15 protein-coding genes are annotated in these 19782 nt (G+C 41.9%); 4 read left to right on the top strand and 11 right to left on the bottom strand.

From position 1 onward, the window contains the following. Positions 1 to 1863 carry a tetratricopeptide repeat protein gene (locus tag POV27_RS04985; RefSeq protein ID WP_272861638.1) on the top strand — a complete coding sequence of 621 codons (1863 nt, stop codon included), beginning with the start codon at positions 1 to 3 and terminating at the stop codon, positions 1861 to 1863. Between the two features lie 179 nt (positions 1864 to 2042). On the opposite strand, the gene POV27_RS04980 is transcribed toward POV27_RS04985, so the two are convergent. Further along, on the bottom strand, positions 2043 to 2984 hold the full coding sequence (locus POV27_RS04980; RefSeq protein ID WP_272861637.1) for an NAD(P)H-dependent flavin oxidoreductase: 942 nt from the start codon (positions 2982 to 2984) through the stop codon (positions 2043 to 2045). Between the two features lie 36 nt (positions 2985 to 3020). Further along, positions 3021 to 4208 (bottom strand): tRNA 2-thiouridine(34) synthase MnmA, encoded by a 1188-nt coding sequence (gene mnmA, locus POV27_RS04975; protein WP_272861636.1) that lies wholly within the window; start codon positions 4206 to 4208, stop codon positions 3021 to 3023. A 214-nt stretch (positions 4209 to 4422) separates the two neighbouring features. On the opposite strand from mnmA, the gene POV27_RS04970 reads away from it, so the two are divergent. Both POV27_RS04970 and POV27_RS04965 read left to right on the top strand, forming a co-directional pair. Beyond that, positions 4423 to 5565, top strand: coding sequence for a helix-turn-helix domain-containing protein (locus tag POV27_RS04970; protein ID WP_272861635.1), 1143 nt, complete (start codon positions 4423 to 4425; stop codon positions 5563 to 5565). A gap of 103 nt (positions 5566 to 5668) precedes the next feature. Continuing rightward, complete coding sequence (locus POV27_RS04965) at positions 5669 to 6265, top strand: YceI family protein (protein ID WP_272861634.1); 597 nt, start codon at positions 5669 to 5671, stop codon at positions 6263 to 6265. Between the two features lie 41 nt (positions 6266 to 6306). Here POV27_RS04965 and POV27_RS04960 read toward each other — a convergent pair whose 3' ends face one another. The 9 genes from POV27_RS04960 to bshC form a co-directional block, all read right to left on the bottom strand. Further along, a complete protein-coding gene (locus POV27_RS04960) occupies positions 6307 to 6999 on the bottom strand; it encodes a toxin-antitoxin system YwqK family antitoxin (RefSeq protein WP_272861633.1) in 693 nt (230 codons plus the stop codon). A gap of 45 nt (positions 7000 to 7044) precedes the next feature. Then, positions 7045 to 8931, bottom strand: a complete 1887-nt coding sequence (gene yidC / locus POV27_RS04955; protein WP_272861632.1) for a membrane protein insertase YidC — start codon at positions 8929 to 8931, stop codon at positions 7045 to 7047. 115 nt (positions 8932 to 9046) lie between these two features. Then, the gene (locus POV27_RS04950) at positions 9047 to 10681 is read right to left on the bottom strand and encodes a CTP synthase (RefSeq protein WP_272861631.1); all 1635 of its coding nucleotides are present in this window, start codon (positions 10679 to 10681) and stop codon (positions 9047 to 9049) included. A 108-nt stretch (positions 10682 to 10789) separates the two neighbouring features. Then, positions 10790 to 11005 carry a DUF3820 family protein gene (locus POV27_RS04945; RefSeq protein ID WP_419179934.1) on the bottom strand — a complete coding sequence of 72 codons (216 nt, stop codon included), beginning with the start codon at positions 11003 to 11005 and terminating at the stop codon, positions 10790 to 10792. Further along, positions 11005 to 11541, bottom strand: a complete 537-nt coding sequence (locus tag POV27_RS04940) for a DUF922 domain-containing protein (protein WP_272861629.1) — start codon at positions 11539 to 11541, stop codon at positions 11005 to 11007. Before POV27_RS04940 ends, POV27_RS04945 begins: the two co-directional genes overlap by 1 nt. 49 nt (positions 11542 to 11590) lie before the next feature. Then, positions 11591 to 11998, bottom strand: coding sequence for an OsmC family protein (locus POV27_RS04935; RefSeq protein WP_272861628.1), 408 nt, complete (start codon positions 11996 to 11998; stop codon positions 11591 to 11593). Next, the gene (locus POV27_RS04930; RefSeq protein ID WP_272861627.1) at positions 11998 to 13920 is read right to left on the bottom strand and encodes a PBP1 and LysM peptidoglycan-binding domain-containing protein; all 1923 of its coding nucleotides are present in this window, start codon (positions 13918 to 13920) and stop codon (positions 11998 to 12000) included. Before POV27_RS04930 ends, POV27_RS04935 begins: the two co-directional genes overlap by 1 nt. Before the next feature lie 69 nt (positions 13921 to 13989). Beyond that, complete coding sequence (gene guaA, locus POV27_RS04925; RefSeq protein WP_272861626.1) at positions 13990 to 15519, bottom strand: glutamine-hydrolyzing GMP synthase; 1530 nt, start codon at positions 15517 to 15519, stop codon at positions 13990 to 13992. A gap of 51 nt (positions 15520 to 15570) precedes the next feature. Then, positions 15571 to 17166 carry a bacillithiol biosynthesis cysteine-adding enzyme BshC gene (gene bshC, locus POV27_RS04920; RefSeq protein ID WP_272861625.1) on the bottom strand — a complete coding sequence of 532 codons (1596 nt, stop codon included), beginning with the start codon at positions 17164 to 17166 and terminating at the stop codon, positions 15571 to 15573. Between the two features lie 135 nt (positions 17167 to 17301). On the opposite strand from bshC, the gene POV27_RS04915 reads away from it, so the two are divergent. Further along, entirely contained in the window at positions 17302 to 19782 is a 2481-nt protein-coding gene (locus tag POV27_RS04915) for a M14 family metallopeptidase (RefSeq protein WP_272861624.1), read from the top strand.

Below are 19782 nucleotides of genomic sequence, written 5' to 3'. Positions count from 1 at the left end.
ATGAGAAGATTTCTTTCACTCCTACTAATAGTAGCCTCTTTCTCGCCCGTTACAGCTCAGGAAAAGATCGAATTTGCCAAAGATATTATCCAAAAGAATGAGTCGAGTTCTGAAGTAGCAGAGGCGCTTCAAACCCTCATACTTCATTATGCGCGAATTGAACAGAACAGAGATAGTACTTTTGCCTATGCGAATCGACTGAAACAATTAGCCGTCATGCAGAACGATAGCCTTCTCTTTGCGGAGACATTTTTAGGATTGGCAAGAGGCTATTATCTGGATTCCGATTTTGATTTGGCTATAGATTATTCTCAAAAAGCCATTCGTGTTTTTGAGGGTTATGAAAAAACGGACCGTAAGGCGTCGGCCCAGGTGGTCATTGGAAATGCCCATTTTATGAAGGTTCAATTCAAAGAATCCATACAAGTGCTGCGAGATGCCCTACCTCATGTATTCTCCTCGGACCTTATTATGACACACATCTCATTGGGTAATGCATTTGCGCAATTGAATGATTTGGATGCGAGCATGAATTACTATAATAATGCCTTCAACATATCCAATCAACTTAAAGATGACACCTATCTGTATGACATATACAATGGCTTATCATTCGTTCATACAAAAAACGGAGATGACGAAAAGGCTATAGAATCTTTGAAAAATGCGCTGGCAGAGGCGGAAAAACAAGAAAGCCATGTAGGACAATTTATTTGCTATCACAATTTAGGACTTCAATACGACAGCAACGGGGAACATGAAATGGCAAAGGCTTATTTGGACAAAGGCCTTGCTCTCGTCCCAAAAATTGACAACCTCGTTTTTACTGGGATTTTCTATAGCACATATGCAGATATATTGGCCAGCATGAACAACATTGATAATGCCAAGCTCTATCTAAGTAAAGCTGAAAGAATTCTGGAAAAGGCGAATCCGGCTTTGCTAAGTGACACCAAATATGCAAGAGCTTCCATTGCAAAGAAGCAAGGAAAATTAAAAGAAGGGTTAGCTATACTTAATGAATCCATCGCCATATCTACAGAACATGGGATCACGGAGATTTTGCTGGACGCACATAAATTAAAATCTGAGATTTATGAAGAACAAGGTAATTTCCCTGCTGCGCTGGAATCGTTTAGAAAGTTCGAAAGCCTGGAGGACAGTATTGCCAAATTGAATAGAACCCGGGAATTGGAAGCCCTGAAAATGCAATTCGACATAGCCCAATTTGAACAAGATCTATTGGTAAAGGACCAAAGGCTAGCCATTATGGACACCAAACAGAAAGCCAGCAGTTATCGAAATATTTTGTTTGGATGTTTGGCGGCAGGGCTCCTGTTTTTTGTATACCGAGAACGCAAAATCAGTAAAATGAACAAGTCAGCCTTCCAAACCGAAAAGGAACTAAGCAGCCTTAAAGAAGCTCAGATTGATCACAGTAAAAAGGAAATTACCGAGTATGCCATTCACATCAACGAGTATAATAAGCTACTGGATGTGTGCCTTTCTAAGGTAAAAACCCTGAAGCGGAGTGCCAAAGAGGATACGGTGAAAAGTGGATTGAACGAACTATTGTTTTATATAAAGGATAAATCGGAAGTTAATAAAGAGAAAGTAGCTTTGGATATCAAGGTGAAGAACGAACAGGAGGACTTTACTTTTAACCTTAAGAGCAAGTTCCCAAACCTGAGTCATAAGGAAATTCAGGTAGCCATCTATACCATCCTCAATATGACCTCAAAACAGGCGGCCACCCAAATGGGGATCAAGGAACAATCCGTTTATAACTATCGACTTACCCTAAGAAAAAAACTAGGGCTAAGCACAGATACCAATTTATCGGAATTCTTGCGGCAACTATAGCCTACTATTCTCGGTGAGCTTTAAATTAAAAGCTAGTGTCATTTTCTGAATAACCTTCGGGAATTTCAATCCTATCGGAAAACAAAAGGATTATAAATTGTATAATTCGTATAACTAGATTCATATGGGGCGTTTTCTAGTATATACGAGTATTTGGACGAATCGGATTTAATTGTACCCTATAGACTCCCGGCTTCCTCTTTTGCCTTTTGGAATTCTTCCCACATTTCGGCTACAATCTGAGCCGCGGGTTTTATATCATGGATCAATCCCGAAACCTGTCCTATTTCCAATTCTCCTTCTACCAAATCCCCTTCGAACATACCTCTTTTGGCACGTGCACGACCTAAAAGTTCTTTTAGCTGCTCTACCGAAGGCGCCGTTTCATACAGTTCTTTTACGTCTTGATAGAATTTGTTTTTTATGAGCCGCACGGGAGCCAGTTCTTTTAAGGTTAGAATGGTATCTCCTTCTTTGGCATCTACTACTACGTTTTTAAAGGCCTCATGGGCGCTACTTTCTTCCGAAGCCACAAAACGACTTCCTACCTGTACCCCATGGGCACCCAATACCATTGCAGCCAACATGCCTTTACCAGTGGCAATTCCTCCCGCGGCAATTAGCGGAATGGAGATTTGCTCCCGCACCATAGGAATAAGGGTAAAGGTGGTAGTTTCATCCCTACCGTTATGCCCTCCCGCTTCGAAACCTTCGGCTACAATAGCATCCACTCCAGCTTCCTGTGCCTTCAGTGCAAACTTTACACTACTTACCACATGAACCACTGTAATGCCATGATCTTTAAGATGTTTTGTATACGTCTTTGGATTTCCAGCGGAAGTAAAAACAATTTTCACCCCTTCTTCAATAATAATCTCAATGATTTCTTGAAGATTGGGATATAACATGGGAACATTGACCCCAAAGGGCTTGTCCGTCGCTTTTTTACACTTCTGAATGTGTTCACGAAGTACTTCGGGATACATGGATCCAGCCCCTAAAAGGCCCAGTCCTCCTGCGTTACTTACAGCACTGGCCAATCGCCAGCCACTATTCCAAATCATTCCTGCTTGAATGATCGGGTATTTTATATCGAAAAGTTGAGTAACCTTATTCTGCACTATTATTTAATGATCTAAAATGAAAGTGATTTAAACTTAAGAAATAACACCGCTGCCTAGTAATTCGTCATCCCGATACCAAGCTACGAATTGACCTTCGGTAATGGCAGACTGTGCTTCTTCAAAGATAACATAAAGACCGGATACTGTTTGATACAAGGTTGCTTTTTCCAAGGGTTGTCGATAGCGAATACGTGCCAGCACCTCCATTTTTTCATCTACTTCTAGAGCAAGATCTTCCCGTATCCAATGCGTTTCTTCATTCTTAACGAAGAGTCCACGTCGATACAATCCAGGGTGGTCTTTCCCTTGCCCCGTATAAATGACATTTTCCTCTACATCTGTATCAATAATAAATAAGGGCTCCTTGGTTCCACCTACAGCCAATCCTTTTCGTTGTCCTTTGGTAAAGAAATGAGCTCCTTGATGCTTACCTACCACTTTGCCATCGGATAATTCATAGGAATACTTTTCGGAAAGAAAATCCAATTCGTCCTGTACCGATTGAAAGGAAGGAACCCCTTTGGAATACGCTTCGTACTCCGAGGGAACCTCAACAATAACACCCTCTTTGGGAGCCAATTGTTGTTGCAAAAACTCAGGTAACCGAACTTTACCGATGAAGCACAATCCTTGCGAATCTCTCTTCTCTGCGGTAACCAAGTCTTGTTCTGAGGCTATTTCACGAACTTCAGGCTTCAACAATTCACCTACGGGAAATAGGGTTTTGGCCAATTGCTCCTGCGATAATTGACATAAGAAATACGATTGATCCTTATTGGGGTCTTTTCCAGATAGCAACTGATATACCTTTTCTCTGTCTTTCTCAATCTCTCCTTTTCGGCAGTAGTGACCCGTCGCCACAAAATCCGCTCCCAGATCCATGGCAATTTTCATAAAGACATCGAACTTAATTTCCCGGTTACAAAGCACATCTGGATTAGGCGTTCTTCCCATTTCGTACTCCCGGAACATATAGTCTACAATACGTTCTTTGTATTGTTCGCTCAAGTCTACTGTTTGAAAAGGAATCCCCAATTTCTGGGCCACCAACATAGCATCGTTGCTATCGTCCAACCAAGGACATTCGTTAGAAATAGTCACAGAATCGTCATGCCAATTCTTCATGAAAAGGCCAATAACCTCATAGCCTTGCTCTTTTAAAAGATAGGCTGCAACACTGGAGTCTACTCCTCCACTTAATCCGACAACTACACGTTTCATTATCTTTCTATTCTATACTTCTTGAGACGTAAATGAACCTATTTCATTTCAGACTGCAAAGGTACTGAATAATTAAGTGCTGTGCATATATCGCCTACCTGCCAAACAAATGATTAAGAATCATATTTGAGAAGTCCATTCAGAAATGAACTCTTTTTTCACCCTAGTTAGCGGCTTTCTGTTATTTTTGAAGGAACGAACTCCGAAACCAGTTATGAAACTCGATCTGTGGTCCCTTCTCATTATCCTGAGTATTTGTCAAGGAGTGTTCGTTTTTTCTATACTGTACCTTTCCAAAGAGCGGAGAAGCAAGATTGAAAATCGATATCTCTCTTTTATTTTGCTGGCCTTTATTTGGTACTTGGCAGAATTCCTTGCCATCCGCAATGTTATAAAGGTTAATGTCAATATGTTCTACGGCACCCGATATGGGTCTTGGCTCTTATTAGGTCCCTTAAACTACTATTATATCCAGTCCATTACCCAAAAAGATTGGAAGTTTTCGTTAAAGAAAGCCCTTCATCTACTCCCCTTTGTAGCTTTTGTTATTATCATTCCTTGGCTGAGCAACGAATCCCTAAGTCAACGGCAGATTCATTATGGAATGTTGGCCGTTTTCGACCACCGACCCAAAACAGTAACCGCTTTCGAGTACCTGTACTCTACGGTTTTCTATCTTCAATTTATACACCTAGGATGCTACCTCTTCTTTAATATGAGGACCGTTAGTAGGTATCATAAGAAATTGAAAGACCTATATGCCAATATTGAAAACATTAAATGGTTAAAACTTTTCAACATCCTATTACTTGCTGTATTGCTACTGGTATCCCTCTTCCTGTATCTCTTGTTTGCTACTGAAATCTATAGACGGGAAATGGATTATATCTATGTAATCCCCATGGGAATATTTATTTATTCGGTAGGATACTATTTGTCTGGGTTGAAATGGGCATCTACCCCACCCCAAAAAACACGGTATGCCAGTTCCTCCCTTTCGGAAAATGACAAATCCGATTTAAAGCAAAAGCTGGACACACTCATGGAAGCCGAAAAGCCTTACTTAAAAAACACCTTACGCTTGAGTGATCTTGCCCAACTTATGAAGGTAAGCGACCATCAACTTTCACAACTCATCAATGAACAATACCACTGCTCCTTTTTCGATTTTGTGAATCGATACCGCATTGCTGAAGCAAAGGGTCTTCTCATAGCACAACCCAAACAGACCATCTTACAAGTGGTTTTCGATTGTGGTTTCAACAACAAAACTTCCTTTGTAAACGCTTTCAAGAAATTTGAAAACAAAACCCCTTCCGCCTTCAGAAAGGAACACCTCAACACCAGAGAAGGTTAAATTTTCTTAAAATCATCCCCCTTTATCAGCAACCTTTATAAAGGTTGTCGACTTGCGCATGGCGAATGGCTAGTATTGAAGTTCATTTAAAAAACACATTCACATGAAAAGAACCAAACTTCAGTTATTGCTTTTACTTTTTGTTGCCCTTGCCAGCTTCAGCTTCTATGAAATAACCACCGACAAATATGCGCTCGATCCGGGACATACCCATATTGGGTTCGATGTAGAACGTTTTATGGTTGGGGAAGTCTCCGGAAGATTCAATGAAGCAACAGCCACCATAGAAATGGATGGAGACGATTACACCTCACTAAAGGTGAAGGCGGTCATACAAGTAAATAGTCTGGATAGTAACAACGAAACTCGGGATGGACACTTAAAAGGCGCCTTCTGGTTGGATGCCGCCACCTACCCCGAAATTATTTTTGAATCAACCGGGGTGAGCAAAGTTTCAAATGGTTATGAAATGAGCGGGAACTTTACCCTTCATGGAGTCACCAAGGAAATTACCTTTCCTGTAGAAGTCTCTGGACCCTTTAAGGATCCTACGCAAAGCGAAACCATAGGGATTAAAGCCGACTTTACCATAGACCGATTCGACTACGGCATTGCCATGAATAAGAAAATGAAAAACGGAGCGCTGTTTATTGGAAAAGACGTGAAAATTAAAATCCGCGTATTGGCCTTAAAGAAATAAGAGTTGTTGTTTGATTACCCTGAGCCTTTGGTATGAGCTGTTTAAGATCCTTTCTTCAAGGGCTTAGGGTAAGTTTCTTCCAATTCTACCTTCCCATTCTTGTAGTATTTCCACAGGCCGTGCTTTTTCCCTTCGCGGTAATTTCCTTTAATGGTTACATTGCCATGCGCATCATAGTACTCGGCTGCACCTTGCAATTTATCGTTTTGATATTTTAGCTTCTTTAGCAAAACACCATCTGGTGAATAGTAGAGATTCTCCCCTTCTTTGGAACCATTTATGAAATTAAGCTCTTCGGTCACCTGTCCATTGGGATAATAAGTGGTCTTCTTACCTTCCAATTTCCCATTTTTATAGAATTCACGCGTCATGACCGAACTACCTTTTTTATGGTAGTACACCCATTCTCCATCGCGATCCTTCTGAATCATATTCCCTTCACTCACCAACTTTCCACTGGCAGTGAAGTACTGCACCTTGGCTACGCCACTTTTGTCATACGTTCGAACACAGGCGGGCTGCTTTTTGCAATCCTTACAGTAGAATTTAAAGACGCCTACTTCCTTACCATGCTCAAACTGACCTTCGTACCGCAACTGATTGGTGCCCGGAAATTTCTTTTTCCAAACTCCATGGCGTTCTCCGTTACTGTCGAATTGATTAATCTCCTGAGCGGTAATGGCAGTAATACCGATACATAAACTGAAGAAAATTGAAAGGGGACGTTTCATCATTTCGTTCAAAATTTTTATGCATTCATAACGTAAGGAATGGCAAAATTATTTTCTCTTTTGTTGTGCTTTCTTCTGCGCCTCGGCCTGCTCCATCATTTCGGACATCTTTCGCTGAAAACGATTCTGCTTTTTAGGTTTCTTCTTGTTTTCCTGAATCTTCGCATGAATCTTATCCTCGTCGATGATAAACTTCTTGATCACCAACATGATCCCTATAGTAATAAGGTTAGACGTAAGATAGTATACCGAAAGTCCACTCGCGTAGTTGTTGAAAAATACCAACATGAACAACGGCGATAGGTACATGATAAATTTCATGTTCGGCATTCCCGGTTGCTGCTGTTGCTGCATTTGCTGTCCAGTACTCATCATCATGTAAATGAAGATGGCAATGGAAGCAAGGATTGGGAACAAACTCACGTGGTCTCCGTAGAATGGAATGTTGAAAGGTAGTTCGGCTACCACATCATAACTGGACAGATCGTCCGCCCAAAGGAAACTCTTCTGTCTTAGGTCGAAAGCCGTTGGGAAAAAGGTGAACAAGGCGTAGAAGACCGGAATCTGCATCAAGGCCGGCAAACACCCTTTCAAGGGACTCGCTCCGGCAATATTCTGCAGTTTTAAAGTTTCCTGCTGAATCTTCATTTGGTTGCCCTCATGCTTCTTCTTAATAGCATCCAATTCTGGCTTGAGCACCTTCATCTTCGCTTGAGAAACGTATTGTTTATACTGAACGGGCGATAGCAATAACTTGAATAAGATCGTTAACAGAATAATAGCAATACCTGCTGGGAACCAGCTACTCAACAATCCGAATACTGGGATAATAAGGTACTTATTGATAATCCCAAAGATTCCCCATCCCAAAGGCATGGCTTCATCCAGATTGCGATCGTATTGCTTAAATATCTGATAGTCGGTAGGACCGTAGTACATATTCATGTCATACGAAAGTCCTCCCGCTTTGGGCTCCAACAACATTTGAGCTCCATACCTTTTGGTGAAAATGGTATCGATGGTTTCGTCTTTTACCAAGTCTTCAGAAGTAAGTTTTACCTCTTTAAAAGGCGTGTCGGTAAGTAACATAGAACTAAAGAAGTGTGTTCTGTAGTTCATCCAATTTACGTCCTTTTCGATCTCTTCATCTTCTCCTGCTGGCGATAATTTGCTATGATCATCTCCATTTTCATGCTCATACGTAAGACGCGTATATCGATTTTCGTAGGTAATACTTTTCGCCTGTCTATACCCTTTAAAGTCCCAGTTCAAGTACATGGGCTGACTGGTATCCATAATCCTATCCAATCCTTGGGTACGAACACTGAAGTCCAACATATGGTCTCCAGGTTTCAACTCATAACGGTATTCCAAATAAGCATTGGGAGCCGTTTTCAGCTTCATGGACAGCACATTGTTGTCCCCGTTTTGAGTTAGGGTAGGTTCAAAATAGAGATCCTTTGTATTTAAGGCTCTATTTTCGGCATTAAACTGAAGGTTAAAATCACTGTTTCCATCCTTAATAAGATAGACAGGTTGCCCTAGATACTGTGTTTCGTTCTTAAGCTTGGCCTCAACAATAGATCCTCCTTTATTACTTACGGTAAGACGCAGCACATCATTTTCAATGACCGTAGTAGCATCTGTAGCCGAAGGAAGCGTTCCTGAATAGGCAAAAGAACCTAGGCGGTTTTGTAGTCCCTGTAGTGCCACCGAATCGGTAGCACTTGCACTATTTACTATCTCTGGTGTGATATCTTTGGTTTCTTCTTGCTGGTTGGAAGATTCTTCAGCTTCCTGCACAGCTTGTTCCTGCTTTTGCTTTTCTGCCTCTAATTCTTCTTGGGAGGGCTGATTATAGGTCATCCATGCTAGAATTCCACCAATAAGCAATATTCCAATAAGTGAATTGATATCAAATTTTCTTTTCTCCATATACGTTTCCGAAGTTTCTTCGGGAGTGGTGTTTAGTTATTTCAAAATGTTGTAATGAGACGCTTCTTCTCACAAAACGTAACACTACGGTTTCTTAGCAACAACCTAGCCCAAATTAGATGTGCGCCAAATTGTCTTGTTTTTTTGAATGCTCGTAGGCCGCTTTCACAAAACCAACAAACAGTGGATGTGGATTGGCCACCGTACTTTTGTATTCTGGGTGGTACTGTACACCTACAAACCAAGGGTGCGTAGGAATTTCTACAATTTCCACCAGTCCGGTATCTGGGTTGATTCCTGTGGTTTTCATTCCAGCACTTTCCAATTGTTCTTTATACTCGTTATTGTATTCATAGCGATGTCTATGACGTTCTAAGATGGTTTCCTCCCCATAGATTTCGCTTACGATGGTATCTTTTACTAAATCACATTTCCAAGCTCCCAGACGCATAGTGCCGCCCATGTTGGTAATATGCTTTTGCTCTTCCATAAGATCAATGACTGGATGTGCTGTATCAGGATTCATTTCTACACTGTTCGCATCTTTCAATCCCAATACATTGCGGCTGTATTCTATAACCGCCATTTGCATACCCAAACAAATTCCAAAGAATGGGAGATTATGCTCACGGGCATGACGAACTGCATCTATCTTTCCTTCAATCCCTCTTTCACCAAAACCAGGTGCTACCAGTATTCCGTCCAGACCTTCCAAGGTTTCGGCTATATTGTTTTCATCAATGTGTTCCGAATGTATGGAACGCACCTTTACTTTCACTTCATTTTCGGCGCCAGCATGGATAAAGGCTTCCAAAATGGATTTATAGCTATCCTGAAGCTCTACATATTTCCCAATAAGCCCTACATGAACAGTGCCTTTTGGATTTTTATGACGGGTTAGGAACTCGTTCCAACGAACCAATTTGGGAGTTCCCTCGTCGGACAATCCCAATTTCTTCAAAGTAACACGGTCCAGTCCTTCATCCAACATCATATTCGGGACATCATAAATCGTAGAGGCATCAATAGATTGAATCACTGCATCTTTACCCACGTTACAGAACAGAGCAAGTTTCTTTTTAAGGTCATCACTAAGTTCGTGCTCGGTACGACATACCAAAATATCCGCCTGAATTCCACTTTCCATCAAGGTCTTTACCGAGTGCTGGGTAGGTTTCGTTTTCAATTCTCCTGCGGCCGACAAGTAAGGTATTAAGGTAAGGTGAACCACCAAACTATTTTGCTCGCCCAACTCCCATTTAAGCTGTCGTACGGATTCTATATATGGTAAAGACTCAATATCTCCTACTGTTCCTCCAATTTCAGTAATCACGATATCATAGTCACCGCTATTTCCCAAAATTTGAATACGCTCTTTTATTTCGTTGGTAATATGAGGTACCACCTGAACGGTTTTCCCTAAAAATTCCCCACGACGCTCCTTTTCAATCACACTTTGATAAATACGACCTGTGGTCACATTATTGGCCTGTGAAGTAGGAACATTCAAAAAACGCTCATAGTGACCCAAATCCAAATCGGTTTCGGCGCCATCGTCGGTAACATAGCACTCTCCATGTTCGTATGGATTAAGGGTGCCAGGATCGACATTGATATATGGATCCAGCTTCTGAATCGTAACGCGGTATCCCCTTGCCTGCAAGAGTTTAGCCAATGATGCTGCGATGATTCCTTTTCCTAGTGAAGATGATACCCCGCCCGTAACGAAGATGTACTTTGTAGTGCTCATACAATGATGCTTGTTGTTACCTATACGGGATGCAAATATAGGGTTTTCTTAGCGAAGGTTAGGGAGAAAATGGAAATAAAATAGTGAAGTGTAAAGTTGAAAGCACACTTACTTTCTAACGATCAATGGACGAACCAGTTCCTCAAGCCCATTCATTTTAATTTCGTGCATTTCCTGCATTAATCGGCCCAATTTCCCCTGCGGAAATCCTTTTTGCCGAAACCAAGCATAATAATATTCGGGGATGTTCACAAGGTATTCGTCCTTGTATTTACCAAATGGCATTTTGTAGTTGGCGAGTTCTATAAGGTGTTCTTTGTTCACTATTTCCAATCGTCGTAGACATCCAATTGCTCTGCCACATACTTTCGCCAGCGGAACTCTTCGGTTTCAATGTTCGAATGATCGCTGTCTGAATCATACTGATTTTGCATGGCACGACGTTCAGCTTCCATTTGTTCGTAAATCACTTTGGACTTGTCACCAAATTCACGATTGTGTGGCAACTCACTCAATGCCTTTTTCAACTTACGGGCATGCAGTTCGGAAATATCGAAATGCAACTGCTCATGGCCTAGAATATAATCGGATACTTTGGCTGGACGGTACCAAGAAAGGTTGGGGTAGAAATTGCTTAGGATTTTATATTCTACTTTGGGCACTCCATTTCGTTCACTATAGGAAAACGAATACGTTACTCCCGAATTAGTACTTGCTACAAATTCTTCGGATCCGCTGGGAGTTCCCTTAAAATCTGCCCAAGTAAGTTTTCGGTCTTCTTTCCAAGGGATCTTCTCCTCCTCTACAGGAGGGCTTACGGAAACTAGTAAAAATAGTAGTGCTGCGGTAATTAGTTTCATACAAAAAGAAACGCGGGAACTCGAAATTTATTGAATGGAACAATACATTTTAACTTCCCCAGTGAAAGGTAATAACTTTCTCAATATCTGGATGTAAGCTATGATGTACTGGACAGGTATTTGCCGTATTCTCCAATATTTTTTGATGCTTCTCCGAAACACCTCCCGGTAAATGGAGTTGCACCTCAATTTTCGATATCCTCCGTGGATTGGCCGCCATTGTTTTGGTAACCTCTGCAGTGCTACCATCTAATACCACTTCCAAATCCCTTGCCTTGATACCCATAACCGTCAACATGCAATTGGCCAAACCTGTTGCCACTGTGTCGGTAGGTGAAAATGCTTCTCCTTTTCCATTATTGTCTGTAGGAGCATCGGTAATGTAGGTATTGCCCGATTTTAGGTGTTCGCACTCGGTACGAAGATTGCCCAAATAGGTTACTTTGGATGTACTCATTATTTTACTTCTTCGAATTGAAGGTCTTCGGTATACTTTAAAATGTAGAATCCTTGGTTGTTGTACCCTGAGAACATTTTCTTAGAATAGCGGAACTTGTTCTCCACGTATTCCGTTTCTATATCCTCTTCGCTAGCATCGTATACATTTCCTTCGGCAGCTAGACGTAATAGAATATCGTAGGTAAGATCGAATCCTCGTACCGCAAATCTATTGGGCAACACACCGTATTTGTTCTTATAACTCACTACGAAAGCATCCTTATCGGAATAGTCATAGCTCTTACTCACCGACGGAAAGGTGAAGCCCAGATTTGCCAAATGCATATTCGAAATATCATGGTAATCGTAGCTATCATTTTTATCGGTCGTAAACAGCCGAATTTTGTGGGTGTCCGAAGGCATTCCGTTCAAAAGTCCAACTACATTACTCACAATCACTGGGTCCTTGGATTCTAGAACTACCCAGTTTTCACGGGTTCTATCTATCACCTTATCGATATCGACCACATATAAAAAGCCCTCTTCCCTAGGCGATAGTGTAACGGCATTTGGGAATGCAGCTAACAATGCCTGTTTCTGTTTGGCCCTTCCCTTGTCACTTATGACAATGATATTCCGTTCCCCTAGATTATCCTTGAGGTATTTGATCATCTTTTGCTCCAATAAATCATCATTGGGCAAGGTCTGGAATAGATTGGAAGTAAGCCTTATATTTCGGTTGCTCAAAGGTGAAAAAACGGGAATATTCCTGTTTCTAAGCATGGTGGCCGCTTTCTCGACATTCTTGCTCAATAGAGGGCCAATCACGGCATCCATATCTTCCCAGTTTCTATCTTCAATTTTCGAAGACACCATTTGCTCGCTTCCTTCGGTATCGATTACATCAATATAGGTAGAAATCCCTTTGTCCTTGGCAAACTCGGCCGCCATTAACACCCCGCTATAAAAGTCAAGGGAAATCCGTAACAGCCTGTTGTTCTTCATCACCTCTTCCTGCAACTTAACGGAGTCCGAATCGGCTTTTCGCAATTGGAAAGGAAGCATGACCGTAAGTCGCTTTTTATCCATATTGGCAATGCGATCTTCAAGATTAACCTTACTGGCATCTTCTACTCCCAAGGATTCTGAAATTTCTTTTGGAATTTTCAGGATCATTCCTTCTTTAAGACCGTCTTTGGCGTATGGATTTAACGCAACGATCTCTTCCTGTGTTAATCCCAATTTCACTTTTAGACGGTAAAAACCTTCTTTGGGTTGAACTTCATAAAAGTCGAATACACCCTCTTCAATAGTGGCCGTTTCAATGACCGTTTCTTTTGGCACAAAGAGTTCGGTTCCAATCGGCAAGTTTCCAGGCATATTGGGATTCAAAGCTTCGAGTTCTGGAATAGAGATTCCATATTTTCTTGCAATTCCATACTTGGTTTCCTTTGGTGCCACTACGTGGACAGCCAGATCTGTATTGCCTGAATTATTAGAAGAACTTTCAGTGGTTTCTACTATGGTTGTATTTTCCTTAGGATAAACAGGGATATGAATTCTTTCACCTTTCTTCAACGAGGAAGCATATAGGTGTTTGTTGTATTTCTTGATATCGTCTACGGTGACGTTGTATTTCATCGCTATGCTGAACAACGTTTCTTTACGACGTACTTTGTGCTTCTTGAAGGAGGCAACTACAGGGTCTTCCTTAACTTCCGAAAGGGGGATGATAAGAATGTTGCGTGGGCCAATGCCATTCTTGGCGTCTGGGTTTAACTGGTAGATGGCCGCTGCGGAGATATTGTATTTCTCAGCGATACTGTTTACCGTTTCCCCCTGCTGTACTTGATGACTGCGGTATTTTTCCTGTTGGGGTATTTCCGCATATCCTGCACACGATACCAAGAGGAATGAAATGGCGATTACGATATATTTCACTTTCCAAATAGTTTCTAGGTTCATATGTTGGGGCTACAGCCTGCCATGACTGCTATTTTCAATATTTAATTATTCCCACTCTATGGTGGCTGGTGGCTTTGAACTAATGTCATACACCACTCTATTAACGCCCTTAACCCTATTTATTATATGATTGGACGTTTCTTGTAAAAACTCATAGGGCAGATTTACCCAATCTGCCGTCATTCCGTCTGTACTTTCTACAGCTCTAAGGGCTACTACCCTTTCGTATGTTCGCTCATCTCCCATGACCCCTACACTTTGTATGGGCAATAAGATGGCTCCGGCTTGCCACACTTTATTGTAAAGATCCCATTTTTTGAGTCCGTCGATAAAGATGGCATCTACCTCTTGTAATATACGAACTTTTTCTTCGGTGATATCCCCAAGGATACGGATGGCCAATCCCGGTCCTGGAAATGGATGTCTTCCCAAAAGTTCTTTATCAATTCCCAATTGAGCTCCCACGCGGCGCACCTCATCCTTGAACAACATACGCAAAGGCTCCACTACCTTCAACTTCATAAAGTCGGGCAATCCTCCCACATTATGATGCGATTTTATGGTTACCGAAGGTCCATTTACGGAAACACTTTCAATCACATCCGGATAAATCGTTCCTTGACCCAACCAATCTACATTTTCAACCAAATGGGCTTCGTCGTCGAATACTTCAATGAACACACGACCAATGGCCTTTCTTTTGGCCTCTGGATCGCTTTCTCCTTCCAAGGCTTTCAAGAAGCGTGCCGAAGCATCGACTCCCTTTACATTAAGCCCCATTCCTTTGTATTGTTCCAAAACACTTTGGAATTCATTCTTTCTCAGCAATCCATTATTTACGAAAATGCAATACAAGTTTTCGCCAATCGCCCTATTCAACAATACCGCAGCTACAGTAGAATCTACTCCTCCACTAAGCCCTAAAACTACCTTCCCGTCGCCAATTTTGTCCTTGAGTTCTTGAACCGTGCTTTCCGCAAAGGCAGCTGGGGTCCAAGAAGGTTCAATTTTGGCAATTTCTACCAAGAAATTCTCCAGCAGTTGCCTCCCATGCGTGGTGTGGTATACTTCTGGGTGAAATTGAATGGCATAGGTCTCTTCGCCTTCTACTCTATAAGCAGCATTGGCCACATCGTTGGTACTGGCCAAACGAACAGCTCCTTCCGGCAATTCGGCTATGGTATCGCTATGGCTCATCCAAACCTGGGTATCTTCTGGGATACCTGCAAACAATCCGTCGTTATCCAAAATGGTGGTTAGGTTCGCACGTCCGTACTCCCGGATATCCGAAGGTTTTACTTCACCTCCATGAAAATGCGCGAGGTACTGCGCGCCGTAACAAACCCCAAGTAGGGGTTTGTGTCCTTTTATTCGTGAAAGGTCGGGATGCGGTGCATCCTCGGCGCGCACCGAGAACGGACTACCCGATAAAATCACGGCTTTAAAAGGATCTAAATTTTCTGGAACTTTGTGATAGGGATGGATTTCACAGTAGATGTTTAACTCTCTTACACGCCTTGCGATTAACTGGGTGTACTGTGATCCAAAATCGAGAATAAGGACGTTGTTTTGCATTCGCAAAAATAATCCAAATTTTAAATTTGATGCACTAAATTTTCGAAATGTTTACAAATACAATATCGTGAACTCATGAGCCAAGGGATCCAGCTCCTTTTTCAGTTCGGAAATGAGGCCATAACCATATTCCAAATAGAATTCAGAAAAATTCATGGTACGTTCCTGCAGGCTTTGTTTGGGGAACAATTGGTCTTGAATCATGGTTAATCGTTCCAGCCGATCCGCCAGTTTTCTTTTTTGGGCTTTTAGCAATCTTTTTTCCAATCGATCCAGCCCCTTCAGCTGTTTCTTTTCCTGCGCTCCTACCGCTCCTAAGAAGGAGGCGTCCGTTTGCTCGGCCAAGGTGTATAGATTTTCGAATTGCTTTTGAAGGTGATCGCGTTGTTCGGAAAAATCGATCTTGATTTCGGAAAGCTGATGGGCATACTCGGTCTTTAATTTCTCCTGTTTCTGAAAGAGCCTCGAAATGTCCACTTCCAGTTTCATTAATTTATCAGAAAGTCGTTGCGGCACCAATACCACCGAATTACGAAGTAATAGTATAGGGAAAGGAACTTCTACCGATTCAAAATAATCCTTCAACTGAAACCAATAGGCCATTTCTCCACCCCCACCAATATAACAGAGGTTGGGTAAAATCGCCTCCTGAAATAAGGGACGCAATAAAGCATTGGGTGAAAAGCGTTCCGGATGGTTTTTCAGTTCTTCGTTAATGCCATCACTAGTGAAGGAGATATCCGTATCATTTACATAAAATTGTCCTTCTTGCGCTACAATTCGCTCCCGTATGCCTTGCTTTATGTAAAAGAGGTTGATCTCCCTAGGATGCACTTGTTCTTTATATCCAGCGGTAACCAAGCGTGAAGTGGTTTCCGTTACTTTTTTATAGGACCGATTTTCAAAAAGTTCCTTTTCGGCATAAGGAATGAACGCCTTTTTTAATTCAGGATCATTTCCATCGATGATGACCAATCCGTACTCCTTAAAAAGTTCGTTGGCAATATATCGGGTAGCATCGGCCAAGTTGGAGTGTTTTTCATACCCTTCGGTAAAAAGGGTGACCAACTCCTTTGCATTTTTACTGCTTCCCAAGGCATTTTGCAACACCTCGCGAACGTCTTCCAATCCTTCTGTAGAAAGCTCACCTACAGCACCTCCACTCTCGCGTTCCCAAGCAACCTTCTTTCCATTAAGATTGAAGTAGTTGATCTCATCAAAATCATGATCCTCGGTAGCCATCCAATACACGGGAACAAAATGATCCTTAGGATGGGCTTCCTTAAGTTGTTCCGAAAGGTTGATCGCAGAAACGATCTTGTACAAAAAGTACAGGGGTCCCGTAAATAAGTTTAGCTGATGCCCCGTTGTAATGGTAAACGTGTTATCATTGCCAAACGCTTCGATATTGGCTTCGGTACTTTCAGAAACTGCCAAGCTTCCATACTGCTTTTTAAGCTGCGCTACCAAAGTAGCTCTCGACTCTTGCGAAAAAGACGCGCGTTTTTCTTCTAGCTGTTCTTCAAAGCTTTCCAATGACGGAAATCGATTATAAAAAGGAATCGTGGTCTCCTCCTTCGCAAGATAATCGCACATTAATTTGGAAAAGTATCCGGTGTCCCGGTACGGTAGCAGTTGTTTTGGCATAGAGCTTTGTCGGAAATAATCTCAAAAATAACTCATAATTCAGAATAATGATTTGAGAATTTCGGAATTTGGCAAAAATTTACAATTTGCTATTCTGTAATTTCTGTTACCTTTAGCCCTCTTATTTTAACGACTATGAAAAGGATTATACTTGCATTACTGCTGCTAACAACCTGTCAAATTTTCGCACAACTTAAAACGCCTGCCGAATTCTTAGGATACGAGATTGGCACTCAATTTTCGAGGCATGCCGACGTGGTGGATTACTTTGAGCATGTGGCTGAAAACAGTGCGATGGTCACCTACAATAATTACGGTAAAACAAATGAGCGAAGACCACTTACCTATGCTATTGTTACTAGCACGCAGAACCATGCAAACCTAGAATCCCTCCGTATGGATAACCTACAGAACATTGGTTTGGGATCAGGTTCTGGCACAGCAAGTCCAAATAAAGCGATTGTCTGGCTTAGTTATAATGTACATGGTAATGAAGCCTCTTCTACCGAGGCAGCTATGGTCACCCTATACGAACTTATTACACAGAAAACGGCTTGGTTGGACAATACCATTGTGATTATAGATCCTTGTGTAAATCCTGATGGAAGGGATCGTTACGCCAATTGGTACAATCAAGTAAAGGCCACTCCCTATGACGCTACTCAAATAGCTGCGGAGCACAACGAGCCATGGCCGGGTGGACGTCCTAATCACTATTTATTTGATCTTAACAGAGACTGGGCTTGGGCGACACAGGTGGAAAGCGAGCAACGTCTTTCCGTATATAACCAATGGATGCCTCATGTGCATGTGGATTTTCATGAACAGGGAATTAACGAACCTTATTATTTTGCACCTGCCGCCGAGCCTTTCCATGAAATCATTACCCCTTGGCAACGTGACTTCCAGACCGAAATTGGAAAGAACCACGCCCGTTATTTCGATAAAGAAGGTTGGTTATTCTTTACCCGAGAGCGTTTCGACCTATTATATCCTAGCTACGGAGATACCTACCCTACCTTTATGGGAGCCATTGGAATGACCTATGAGCAAGCAGGACATGGACGTGCCGGATTGGGTATCAATACAGACGAAGGTTACGAACTTACCCTAGTAGATCGTGTAGCACATCACAACACCACCGGATTGTCTACGGTTGAGATTTCTTCTCAAAATGCCGAAAAGCTAAATACCGAATTCAAGAAATTCTTTCAAAATGGAAACCTACAATACAAAAGCTATGTGTTGAAAGGACATCCAGACAAAATTAAAGCCCTTACCCAATTATTGGACAAGCACGAGATTGAATACGGATTTTCCAATGGTGGAAGGGTGAATGGTTATAGTTTTTCATCCAACTCCACCTCTTCCATGGATAGTAAAGGGGCTCTTGTAGTGAGCACCCAACAACCCAAAGGGAAAATGGTGAAGGTGCTTTTTGAACAGGATGCCAAATTGAGCGATCCACTTACCTATGACATTACCGCTTGGAGTGTTCCTTACGCCTATGGATTAGATTGTATAGCTTCCACCACAGTGGTTGCGGCCACGAATGCGGCACCATCGGTTGCTTCTAATGTAAGTAAGCCGGGGACAGCAGGTTATATTGCCTCATGGAACAGCAATGCAGATGCTACTTTTCTATCTGATTTGCTGAAAAATGGTATTAAAGTGCGCTTTTCTGAAAAAGACCTGAGCTTTAACGGACAGGCATTTAATAAGGGAAGCCTTATCATTACAAAAAGTGACAACAAGAAAAATAGGGATTGGGAAAAGCAGGTAAACGATTTGGCCAATAAGCATGGCCGAACATTGTACGCTTCTTCCACTAGTTTTAGTGACAACCGTACCGATTTTGGATCGCCTGATATTAAATTGGTTCCCAAAAATCGTGTTGCTCTGTTGAAAGGAAGGGGAACTTCTTCCTTGAGCTATGGAGCCATTTGGCACTATTTTGAAACTCAATTACAGTATCCTGTTACTTCCATAGACACAAATGATTTTAGCATGAGTGCCCTTCAAAATTTTGATGTGCTGGTCATGCCGGGTGGTTGGTACGGAAGAATACTGAATGATAGCGCTGTGGAAGATTTACAGGCATGGATCCGTGCAGGAGGAAAGGTAATTGCCATAGGAGGAGCGGTTAATTCCTTCAACGGAAGAGAAGGTTTCGATCTAAACAGAAACGAAAATGGCGACGAAGAGGAAGAGGATACAGGAAATCTTATTCCTTACGATCAACGGGAAAGAGAAAGTGTAAAGAACTTCATTACCGGAAGTATCTATAAAGTAAAAATCGACGATTCCCACCCCATGGCCTTTGGTTATGGCAAAGAATACTACAGTCTTAAATTGGGCAGTACGTCGTATCAATTCCTTGAAAACGGATACAATGTTGGGTATATTGAAAATGACGCCGTAAGTGTTTCTGGATTCTCGGGTGACGATGCCAAAGCCAACTTGAAAAACTCCTTGGTATTTGGGGAAGCCAGAATGGGAAGAGGAAGCGTTATCTATATGGTAGATGATGTGCTCTTCAGAAGTTTTTGGGAAAACGGAAAACTATTCTTCGCCAATAGTCTATTCTTTGTGAATAGTAACGTTGTGCGACTTTAA

Origin of the sequence: Aureisphaera galaxeae (assembly GCF_028561275.1) — a bacterium.
In the GTDB taxonomy this organism is placed as follows: Bacteria; Bacteroidota; Bacteroidia; order Flavobacteriales; family Flavobacteriaceae; genus Aureisphaera; species Aureisphaera galaxeae.
Note: the sequence above shows the minus strand (reverse complement) of the source record. Positions and strands in the feature narration are given on the sequence as shown.

What these genes read in the sequence shown, in the direction of transcription:
- POV27_RS04985 (WP_272861638.1), top strand. Translation starts at nt 1, where the DNA reads ATGAGAAGATTTCTTTCACTCCTACTAATAGTAGCCTCTTTCTCGCCC.
- guaA (WP_272861626.1), bottom strand. Translation starts at nt 15,519, where the DNA reads ATGCAAAACAACGTCCTTATTCTCGATTTTGGATCACAGTACACCCAG.
- POV27_RS04940 (WP_272861629.1), bottom strand. Translation starts at nt 11,541, where the DNA reads ATGAAACTAATTACCGCAGCACTACTATTTTTACTAGTTTCCGTAAGC.
- POV27_RS04965 (WP_272861634.1), top strand. Translation starts at nt 5,669, where the DNA reads ATGAAAAGAACCAAACTTCAGTTATTGCTTTTACTTTTTGTTGCCCTT.
- POV27_RS04970 (WP_272861635.1), top strand. Translation starts at nt 4,423, where the DNA reads ATGAAACTCGATCTGTGGTCCCTTCTCATTATCCTGAGTATTTGTCAA.
- POV27_RS04950 (WP_272861631.1), bottom strand. Translation starts at nt 10,681, where the DNA reads ATGAGCACTACAAAGTACATCTTCGTTACGGGCGGGGTATCATCTTCA.
- mnmA (WP_272861636.1), bottom strand. Translation starts at nt 4,208, where the DNA reads ATGAAACGTGTAGTTGTCGGATTAAGTGGAGGAGTAGACTCCAGTGTT.
- POV27_RS04915 (WP_272861624.1), top strand. Translation starts at nt 17,302, where the DNA reads ATGAAAAGGATTATACTTGCATTACTGCTGCTAACAACCTGTCAAATT.
- POV27_RS04935 (WP_272861628.1), bottom strand. Translation starts at nt 11,998, where the DNA reads ATGAGTACATCCAAAGTAACCTATTTGGGCAATCTTCGTACCGAGTGC.
- bshC (WP_272861625.1), bottom strand. Translation starts at nt 17,166, where the DNA reads ATGCCAAAACAACTGCTACCGTACCGGGACACCGGATACTTTTCCAAA.
- POV27_RS04960 (WP_272861633.1), bottom strand. Translation starts at nt 6,999, where the DNA reads ATGATGAAACGTCCCCTTTCAATTTTCTTCAGTTTATGTATCGGTATT.
- yidC (WP_272861632.1), bottom strand. Translation starts at nt 8,931, where the DNA reads ATGGAGAAAAGAAAATTTGATATCAATTCACTTATTGGAATATTGCTT.